Origin of the sequence: Colwellia sp. BRX10-4, assembly GCF_014077465.1 — a bacterium.
Classification (GTDB): domain Bacteria; phylum Pseudomonadota; class Gammaproteobacteria; order Enterobacterales; family Alteromonadaceae; genus Colwellia_A.
In genome coordinates this window covers 1-1,781 of sequence record NZ_JACGVZ010000073.1, presented here as the reverse complement: position 1 = coordinate 1,781, position 1,781 = coordinate 1, and the positions used below count along the sequence as shown (strand labels likewise).

The following is a 1,781-nucleotide window of genomic DNA, read 5'->3' as shown; positions in this document are numbered from 1 at the left end:
TTCTTCTAATTTGTTATCATGTAATTTGTGTAGACACTCGTGAAACCGAAGTTTCCATTAAACTGTTTTTACTTCAAGATAAGGAGGTGATCCAACCCCAGGTTCCCCTAGGGTTACCTTGTTACGACTTCACCCCAGTCATGAAACACAAAGTGGTGACCGTCCTCCCGAAGGTTAAACTAGCCACTTCTTTTGCATCCCACTCCCATGGTGTGACGGGCGGTGTGTACAAGGCCCGGGAACGTATTCACCGTAGCATTCTGATCTACGATTACTAGCGATTCCGACTTCATGGAGTCGAGTTGCAGACTCCAATCCGGACTACGACAAGCTTTGTGGGATTCGCTCCACCTCGCGGTATTGCTGCCCTCTGTACTTGCCATTGTAGCACGTGTGTAGCCCATCCCGTAAGGGCCATGATGACTTGACGTCGTCCCCACCTTCCTCCGGTTTATCACCGGCAGTCTCCTTAGAGTTCCCGCCATAACGCGCTGGCAAATAAGGATAGGGGTTGCGCTCGTTGCGGGACTTAACCCAACATTTCACAACACGAGCTGACGACAGCCATGCAGCACCTGTCTCACAGTTCCCGAAGGCACAAGTCTATCTCTAGTCTCTTCTGTGGATGTCAAGGGATGGTAAGGTTCTTCGCGTTGCATCGAATTAAACCACATGCTCCACCGCTTGTGCGGGCCCCCGTCAATTCATTTGAGTTTTAACCTTGCGGCCGTACTCCCCAGGCGGTCAACTTAATGCGTTAGCTCCGCTACCCACGGATCAAGTCCACAGACAGCTAGTTGACATCGTTTACGGCGTGGACTACCAGGGTATCTAATCCTGTTTGCTCCCCACGCTTTCGTGCCTCAGCGTCAGTATCTGTCCAGGTGGCCGCCTTCGCCACTGATGTTCCTTCCAATCTCTACGCATTTCACCGCTACACTGGAAATTCCACCACCCTCTACAGTACTCTAGTTTGCCAGTTCAAAATGCAGTTCCAAGGTTGAGCCCTGGGCTTTCACATCTTGCTTAACAAACCGCCTACGCACGCTTTACGCCCAGTAATTCCGATTAACGCTCGCACCCTCCGTATTACCGCGGCTGCTGGCACGGAGTTAGCCGGTGCTTCTTCTGTTGCTAACGTCACAGTGAGCAGCTATTAACTACCCACCTTTCCTCACAACTGAAAGTGCTTTACAACCCGAAGGCCTTCTTCACACACGCGGCATGGCTGCATCAGGCTTTCGCCCATTGTGCAATATTCCCCACTGCTGCCTCCCGTAGGAGTCTGGGCCGTGTCTCAGTCCCAGTGTGGCTGATCATCCTCTCAAACCAGCTAGAGATCGTCGCCTTGGTGAGCCATTACCTCACCAACTAGCTAATCTCACTTGGGCTAATCAAATGGCAAGAGGTTCCGAAGAATCCCCCTCTTTGGTCCGTAGACGTTATGCGGTATTAGCAGTCGTTTCCAACTGTTGTCCCCCACCATATGGCATATTCCCAAGCATTACTCACCCGTCCGCCGCTCGTCAGCAAAGTAGCAAGCTACTCTCTGTTACCGCTCGACTTGCATGTGTTAAGCCTGCCGCCAGCGTTCAATCTGAGCCATGATCAAACTCTTCAATTAAAAAATCGTTTGTGATGCTTAGCCGAAACCAAGACATCTGCTCAATGAATTCTGTCGTGTTACCAACCGAAGTCGATAACTACATAAAACGTACTAATTAAATTAATAATTAATACTTAATCTGTGTGACATCATTATTAAACTGTTTTACGTCTTT

1 rRNA gene is annotated in these 1,781 nt (G+C 49.7%); it reads right to left on the bottom strand.

The features are described from left to right. Positions 1-79: 79 nt before the first annotated feature. Positions 80-1,624: ribosomal RNA gene (locus H4J67_RS19820) — 16S ribosomal RNA — on the bottom strand. Positions 1,625-1,781 lie beyond the last annotated feature (157 nt).